Origin of the sequence: Streptomyces sp. NPDC086519, from assembly GCF_040686075.1 — a bacterium.
In the GTDB taxonomy this organism is placed as follows: Bacteria; Actinomycetota; Actinomycetes; order Streptomycetales; family Streptomycetaceae; genus Streptomyces; species Streptomyces shenzhenensis.
The window spans coordinates 1-6,885 of sequence record NZ_JBFBJL010000136.1 but is presented as its reverse complement, the minus strand read 5'-3'; the positions used below and the strand labels follow the sequence as shown (position 1 = coordinate 6,885).

6 protein-coding genes and 1 pseudogene are annotated in these 6,885 nt (G+C 70.2%); 4 read left to right on the top strand and 3 right to left on the bottom strand.

What is annotated here, in order from left to right:
• The 3 genes and pseudogenes from AB0P24_RS47415 to AB0P24_RS47405 form a co-directional block, all read right to left on the bottom strand.
• Nucleotides 1–162 (bottom strand): annotated as a pseudogene (locus tag AB0P24_RS47415) (glucosamine-6-phosphate deaminase); the annotation flags it as partial.
• Between the two features lies 1 nt (nt 163).
• A complete protein-coding gene (locus AB0P24_RS47410) occupies nt 164–1,534 on the bottom strand; it encodes a 6-phospho-beta-glucosidase (protein WP_365805636.1) in 1,371 nt (456 codons plus the stop codon).
• Nucleotides 1,531–2,316 (bottom strand): DeoR/GlpR family DNA-binding transcription regulator, encoded by a 786-nt coding sequence (locus AB0P24_RS47405; RefSeq protein WP_365805634.1) that lies wholly within the window; start codon nt 2,314–2,316, stop codon nt 1,531–1,533. The genes AB0P24_RS47410 and AB0P24_RS47405 overlap by 4 nt, the downstream gene beginning before the upstream one ends.
• A 136-nt stretch (nt 2,317–2,452) precedes the next feature.
• Here AB0P24_RS47405 and AB0P24_RS47400 point away from each other — a divergent pair, with 136 nt between their 5' ends.
• The 4 genes from AB0P24_RS47400 (at nt 2,453) to AB0P24_RS47385 (ending at nt 6,740) form a co-directional block, all read left to right on the top strand.
• The gene (locus tag AB0P24_RS47400) at nt 2,453–3,406 is read left to right on the top strand and encodes a PfkB family carbohydrate kinase (RefSeq protein WP_365805632.1); all 954 of its coding nucleotides are present in this window, start codon (nt 2,453–2,455) and stop codon (nt 3,404–3,406) included.
• Between the two features lie 166 nt (nt 3,407–3,572).
• Nucleotides 3,573–4,961: an extracellular solute-binding protein gene (locus AB0P24_RS47395; RefSeq protein WP_365805630.1), complete on the top strand. Its 1,389-nt coding sequence runs from the start codon at nt 3,573–3,575 to the stop codon at nt 4,959–4,961.
• Nucleotides 4,962–4,974: 13 nt separating this feature from the next.
• A complete protein-coding gene (locus tag AB0P24_RS47390; RefSeq protein WP_365805628.1) occupies nt 4,975–5,922 on the top strand; it encodes a sugar ABC transporter permease in 948 nt (315 codons plus the stop codon).
• Nucleotides 5,919–6,740, top strand: coding sequence for a carbohydrate ABC transporter permease (locus tag AB0P24_RS47385; RefSeq protein ID WP_365805626.1), 822 nt, complete (start codon nt 5,919–5,921; stop codon nt 6,738–6,740). The genes AB0P24_RS47390 and AB0P24_RS47385 overlap by 4 nt, the downstream gene beginning before the upstream one ends.
• Nucleotides 6,741–6,885: the final 145 nt, after the last annotated feature.

Here is a 6,885-nt window from a genome sequence, read left to right as displayed (position 1 = left end):
ACCGGCACGGACCCTGGCGGTGAGCGCCTGGTAGACGGGCAGCGGGGTCGAACCCGTGGCCACCCCCAGCAGCGCCTCCGGCTTGCGCCTGAGCAACTGCGCCATGGCCTCGGCGATCAGCTCGCCACCCGCCGCGGCGTCCGGAACGATGACAACTTCCACGTCAGTCCCGCCCGCCCGCGAACACGGCCGCCACCTCGGGGATGCGGTCGACGTAGCCGTCGAGGAGCTGACGGCCGACGTTGACCGAGTCGACCAGGGGGTGCAGCGAGAACGCCTTGAGCGCATCCGCGCGGGAGCCGGTCACGGCCGCGCTGATCGTGAGCCGCTCGACCGCCTTGACCTGCTGCATCAGACCGGCCTGGTGGAGGTCGGGCTGGGTGATGGTGAGCGGGTGCACGCCGTTGGCGTCGACCGTGACGGGGACCTCGACGACCGCGTCCTGGGGAAGCGCGGACACGGTCGTGCCGTTGCGCACGTTGAGAATCATCGTCGCGCGCTCGTTGCGGCTGACCGCGGCCATCACGGCGAGGGCGACACCGGCGTAGCCCTGGTGCGCGGGATCGGGCCGGAAGTCCGCGTCGGCCTCGGCCTCGCCCTGCACGGCTCCCTTCGCCTCGGCCATGTAGTTGGCGCTGCGGTTGGCCACGGTCTCCCGCCACAACCGCACCGCCGACTCTCCGGCCGCCTCGGTCACCCGCGCGTAGAACTCCCGCTGCTGACGGGCGAGGAACTCGCCCCGGGTCTGCGGGGCGTCGAGGATGGAGCGCACGGCGTCCCGGTTGAAGTAGTAGTAGTACAGGTACTCGTTCGGGATCAGGCCGAGGTCGCGCAGCCACTCCCTGCCGAAGACGACCCCCTCCTCCAGGCCGCCGAGTCGCTCGTCGTCGGCGAGCAGGCGGGGCAGCACGTCCTCGCCGTCGTGCAGCACCCGGCGCATCCAGCCCAGGTGGTTGAGGCCGACGTAGTCGAACTGGGCCCGGGAGGGGTCGAGTCCGAGCGTCGTGGTGATACGGCGGCCGAGGCCCGAGGGGGTGTCGCAGATGCCGAGGACGCGGTCGCCGAGGACGCTCTGCATCGCCTCGGTGATCATCCCGGCCGGGTTGGTGAAGTTGATGACGTACGCCTCGGGCGCGAGCCGGCGCACGCGGTGCGCGATGTCGAGCATCACGGGGATCGTGCGCAGACCGTAGGCGAGGCCGCCGGGGCCGGTGGTCTCCTGGCCGAGGACGTTCAGGTCCAGGGCGACCCGTTCGTCGCACATCCGGCCCGTCAGTCCGCCCACCCGGATCGCCGCGAACACGAAGTCGCTGCCTTCCAGGGCGTCGTCGAGCGATGTGCTGACCGTCACCCGGGGGGCGTCGGGCCGGCCGTCGGCGAACCGGGCGAGGACCTCGGCCATCGCCTTGAGGCGGGCGGGATCGGTGTCGTAGAGCCAGACGTCGTCGATGCGAGGGGTGCCCTGGTCGTGCAGCAGGGCCTGGTAGACGTACGGCACGCGGAATCCGCCGCCGCCGAGGACCGTCAACTTCATGCGAGTATCACCTTTCCACCCGCCTCGCGGCAGAGCTGGAGAGTGTCGGGATCGGCACCGCCGGTGGTGATCAGGACGTCGATGTTCGACAGCGGGCACACGCGCAGCGAGCCGGTGCCCGGGAACTTGGTCTCCGCGGCGACCAGGACGACCTTGCCGGCCGTCTCGATCATGGCCTGCTTCAGGGGTGCCTCGACCGCCATGTTGTCGACCACGTGACCGCTCGGGCGGACCCCGGTGCAGCTGAGGAAGAGCAGGTCGGCGCTGACCTGGCGCAGTGCCTGTTCGGTCAGCGAACCGACCAGGGACTGGTAGTTGCGGCGCAGCACACCGCCGAGCATCACCAGGCGTACTGCCTCGTCGTGACGGAGTTCGTCGAGCACGGCCAGGCTGCTGGTGATGACGGTGACCGGACGACCGCGCAGCCGTCGCGCGATCGCCTGGGGTGTGGTTCCGATGTCCAGAACGACCACACTGTCGTCCTCGACGAGCTTCACGGCCTCCTCCGCGATGGCCTCCTTCAGCGCCTGGTCGACGGTGGCGACGACGTCGAAGGGGATCTCGTCCACGGGTCCCCGCCCGGTGGTGTCCACCGCGGCGCGCGGGGACAGGGCGGCGCCCCCGTAGGTGCGCAACAACTCGCCGTTGCGGTCCAGTTCGATCAGGTCCCGGCGGATCGTGGACTCGCTGACCTGGAGCCGCTCGGCGAGCTCGCGCACCGAGGCCACCCCCGTCGTGCGCAGGGATTCCACGATCTTCGCGTGTCGATTGCGTGAAGTCACGCAGCGAAGATAGCACCGGTTGACTGACTTCAGTCATAGACGAGGGGAAACTTTCTCGTAACTGACCGACTCTTGTCATCTCGCCCAAGCGGTGCTCATAGTTGAGCACTTCATGTGGCGGCACCAGACGGAGGCAGTGACCGTGCTCGATGTGCTCTTCGCCGGCGAAGTCTTCTGCGACCTCGTATTCGCCGGTATCCCGCACCTGCCCGCCCAGGGCGGTGAGGTGTTCGCGGACCGGTTCGCCGTGGTCCCCGGCGGCACCGCCACCCGCGGTGTGGCCGCCGCCCGGCTGGGGCTGCGGACCGGCCTGTGTGCCGTGATCGGCACGGACTTCCTCGGCGACCACATCGTCACCGAACTCGCCCGCGAGGAGAACCTGCACCTCGCCTGGCTGCGCCGTGATCCGGCCGTACAGACCCCCGTCACGGTCGCGGCGACCAACGAGCACGACCGCACCTTCATCACGTACGAGGAGGAGGGCGCCCGGCGCCCGCAGGTGTGGGACGGCGAGCTGCCCGACACCCGCTTCGTACAGCTCACCCTCGGCAGGCCGCTGCCCGGCTGGGTGGCCCGGCTGCGCGGCCGCGGCACCCGGGTCGTCGGCGGTGTCGGCTGGGATCCCACCGGCCGCTGGTCACCCGACGTGCTCACCCGCCTCGCCGAAGTTGACGTATTCGTCTGCAACGCGGTCGAGGCCACCAGCTACACCCGCACGGACACGGTCGAGGAGGCCGTCAAGGTCCTGGCCGACCTGGTGGCCGACGTCGTCGTGACGGACGGACCGCGCGGCGCGGTCGCGGTGGCCGGTGACACCGGTGAACTCGTCCGGATCCCCGCTCCCCAGGTGCGCGCCGTCGATCCCACCGGTGCCGGCGACGTGTTCACCGCCGCCCTCATCGCCGGCCTGAGCCACGGCTGGCCGCTGCCCACCCGCCTCCGCTTCGCCGGACTGTGCGCCGCCCTGTCGGTGCAGAGCCTCGGCGGCGCGGGCAGCGCGCCACACCCGGCGGCCGTCGACGCGTTCCTCGCCGAGATCTCCGGCATCCCCGACGACGACATCGACCGGATGCGGGCGGTCCTGCGCTGACGCCCGCCGGATCCGCCGTCCGGCGACCCGGCCACCCCGGCAACCGGCGCCGCGCCGGATCCGCCCCCCGAAACCCCACCGGCCGTCCCTCGGCGGCCGCCTGGTTCCCGCCTCTGCGGGAACACCGCACCGCCCGCCGCTCCACCAGTACCAGGAGGACCACTCCATGACCGAGAGAACCCAGGGCCGTCCCGCCCGGCGCGTCGTCGCCGCGTCCGCCCTCGCCGCCGGCCTGTTGACGGCTGTCGCGGCCTGCTCACCCGGCCCCAGCGGCACCTCGTCCGCCGGCGAGGCGAACAAGACCGCCGGCCCGGTGTCCACGGACGTCGCCAAGGCGGGCAAGGTCACTCTCACCGAGTGGGACCAGAACACCGACCCGGGCACCGACGCCTCCACCGAAGCACTCAACAAGGCGTTCATGAAGAAGTACCCGAACGTCACGATCAAGCGGGTGTCCCGGTCCTTCTCCGACCTCAAGACGACGCTGAAGCTCGCCCTGTCCTCGTCGAACCCGCCGGACGTCGTCCAGGCCAACCAGGGCTACCCCGACATGGGCGCGTTCGTGAAGGCCGGCCTCCTCCAGCCCGAGGACAGCTACGCCAAGGTCTACGGCTGGGACACCTCCTTCCCGTCCCAGCTGCTCGACCTCAACCGCTTCTCCTCCGACGGCAAGACCTGGAAGACCGGCAACCTGTACGGCGTGTCACAGACCGGCGAAATCGTCGGCGTCTACTACAACAAGGCCAAGCTCAAGTCCCTCGGTCTGCCCGTCCCCACCACCCTCGCCGGTTTCGAGACCGCCCTCGCCAAGGCCAAGTCGTCCGGACTGCGGCCCATCTCCTACGGTGACGCGGACAAAAGCCCCGGCATCCACATCTTCGGCGTCGTGCAGGCGGCCACGGCAGGCAAGGCGGAGGTCCGCAGGCTCGTCTTCGACGGGGGCGGCGCCAAGTGGACCGACGCCGGAAGCCTGAAGGCGGCCACCACCCTGCGCGATTGGGCCGACAAGGGCTACCTGGGCTCCGGCTTCAACGGCGAGAGCAAGGACCAGGCGGTCGCCGACTTCGCCGCCGGCAAGTCGCTCTTCCTCGTCGACGGCACCTGGCAGGCCGCCGTACTCGAACCCAAGATGAAGACGAACGTCGGCTTCACCGCGCTCAGCCCCGCCGCCGGCCAGCCCCCGCTCACCCAGGGCGGCGAGGGCCTCGCCTGGGCCATGACCTCCAAGTCCAAGCACCCCGACGTGGCGGCCGCGTACATCAACTTCCTCGTCGACAGCAACGGCATGAAGGTCCTCGCCGACAAGGGCAACCTGCCCGCCCTCCCACAGGCCGGCTACAAGCCCGCCGCGGGCACCGTCGACGCCGACATCCTCGACGAATGGAAGGCGGTCAGCGAGAAGGACGGCCTGCTGCCGTACCTCGACTACACCACGCCGACCTTCTACGACACCCTCACCGCGGCCGTCCAGGAACTGACCGCCGGCCAGCTCTCGCCCCAGGCCTTCGGGGCCCAACTCCAGTCCGACTACGCCTCGTTCCAGCAGAGCAGGTAAGGCCGCAGACCTCATGGCTGTCACCGCGCACCGCCCGACGGCACGCAACCGCCAGGCCGACGCCCCCAGCGGGCGTCCGGCCCGGCGCCGCGGCCGAGTCCAGTGGAAGGGCTACCTCTACGCCCTTCCCGCCCTGGCGGTCCTCACCGTCTTCCTCCTGATCCCGCTCGGCCAGTTGGTCCAGATCTCCCTCTTCCACTGGGACGGCATCTCCGCCTCCACCTGGGCCGGGTTCTCCAACTACACCGAGATCGCGCGCGACCCGCGGCTGCGCGCCGGCTTCCTGCACTCCCTGGTGCTGATCCTCTTCTTCTCGGTCCTGCCGATCGCGCTTGCCCTGGCGCTGGCCGCGATCACCACCCGTGCCGCACGGCTGCGCGGGGTCTCCGTCTTCCGCGCGCTGATCTTCCTGCCGCAGGTCGTCGCCATGGTCGTCACCGCGACCGCCTGGACGGCCATCTACGCCCCCGACGGCGTCCTCAACACCGCCCTGCGCGCGATCGGCCTCGACGCGGTGGCCCGTCCCTGGCTCGGCGACTTCTCCACCGCCCTGCCGTCCGTCGGACTCGTCGGCACCTGGCTGGAGATCGGCCTGTGCCTGGTGCTGTTCATCGCCGGCATCGGCCAGATCCCCGGGGAGTTGTACGAGGCGGCCAAGCTGGACGGCGCGGGTCTCGTACGGGAGTTCCTCGCGGTGACGCTCCCCGGCCTGCGCGGGCAGATCACCGTGGCGCTCACCCTCACCGTCATCGCCGCGCTGAAGACCTTCGACCTGGTGTATGTCGCCACCCACGGCGGTCCCGGCAACGCGACCAGCCTGCCCGCCTTCGAGGTGTACAACCGGGCCTTCGGCACCGGCCAGGTCGGGTCGGCCTGTGCCATCGCCGTAGTGCTGACCGCGGTGATCCTGCTCATCACCTTCCTGATCACCAAGCTCCAGCCCGAGGAGGACGGGACATGATCTCCGCACGTGAACGCGCGCTCAACTACGTCGTTCTGACCCTCTTCGCCGGGCTCGCCCTGATCCCGCTGATCGGCGTGGTGGCGTCCGCGCTCACCCCGGCCACCCAGGCGTCCCCGTCCTTCACCTGGCCGCACCACCTCGACTTCGGCAACTTCGCCACCGCCTGGCACCAGGGCCACTTCGCCACGTACCTGGGCTCCAGCGTGCTGGTGGCGGTGTCCGTCGTCGTGCTCACCGCCGTGCTGGCGATCCTGGCCGGTTTCTCCTTCGCGCACTTCGAGTACCCCGGCCGGTCGTTCCTCTTCTACGTCACCCTGATCGGCCTGATGGTGCCCCCCGAGGCGTTCGTCATCCCGCTCTACTTCAACCTGCGGGACGCCGGGCTCGCCGACTCCTACTGGGCGCTGATCCTGCCGCAGACCGCCCAGTCCCTCGCTTTCGGCGTCTTCTGGATGCGCAACTTCTTCCGCTCGGTGCCGGTCAGCGTCATCGAGGCGGCACGGCTCGACGGTGCGACGGACTGGCGGCTGCTGTGGCGCATCCTGGTCCCCACCAGCCGCCCCGCCCTGCTGACCATGGCCATGCTGGTCTTCATGTGGACCTGGAACGAGTTCCTGCTCCCACTGGTCATGATCACCGACGAGAGCAAGCGCACCGCGCCCCTGGGACTGGCCTTCTTCCAGAGCGAGCACACCACCCAGTACTCCCTCCTGGCAGCCGCCTCGATCATCGTCGCCCTGCCGGTCGTCGCGCTGTACGTCTTCCTGCAGAGGCACTTCATCTCCGGCATGCTGTCCGGCGCCGTCAAGGCGTGAGAGCAGGCCCCTTCCCCGTACCGGTCGGTGGCGGGGAGAGAGAACCGCTGCGCCGACGTGCTCGACCGGCCACGGTCCGTCCGCCTGTTTCCGAGGCGGGCCCTGCCCTCACCGTACGTCGGCGGACTTCACCAGGTCGAGCAGG

Coding starts and splice junctions, on each gene's coding strand:
- AB0P24_RS47410 (WP_365805636.1), bottom strand. CDS start 1,534: ATGAAGTTGACGGTCCTCGGCGGCGGCGGATTCCGCGTGCCGTACGTC.
- AB0P24_RS47395 (WP_365805630.1), top strand. CDS start 3,573: ATGACCGAGAGAACCCAGGGCCGTCCCGCCCGGCGCGTCGTCGCCGCG.
- AB0P24_RS47390 (WP_365805628.1), top strand. CDS start 4,975: ATGGCTGTCACCGCGCACCGCCCGACGGCACGCAACCGCCAGGCCGAC.
- AB0P24_RS47385 (WP_365805626.1), top strand. CDS start 5,919: ATGATCTCCGCACGTGAACGCGCGCTCAACTACGTCGTTCTGACCCTC.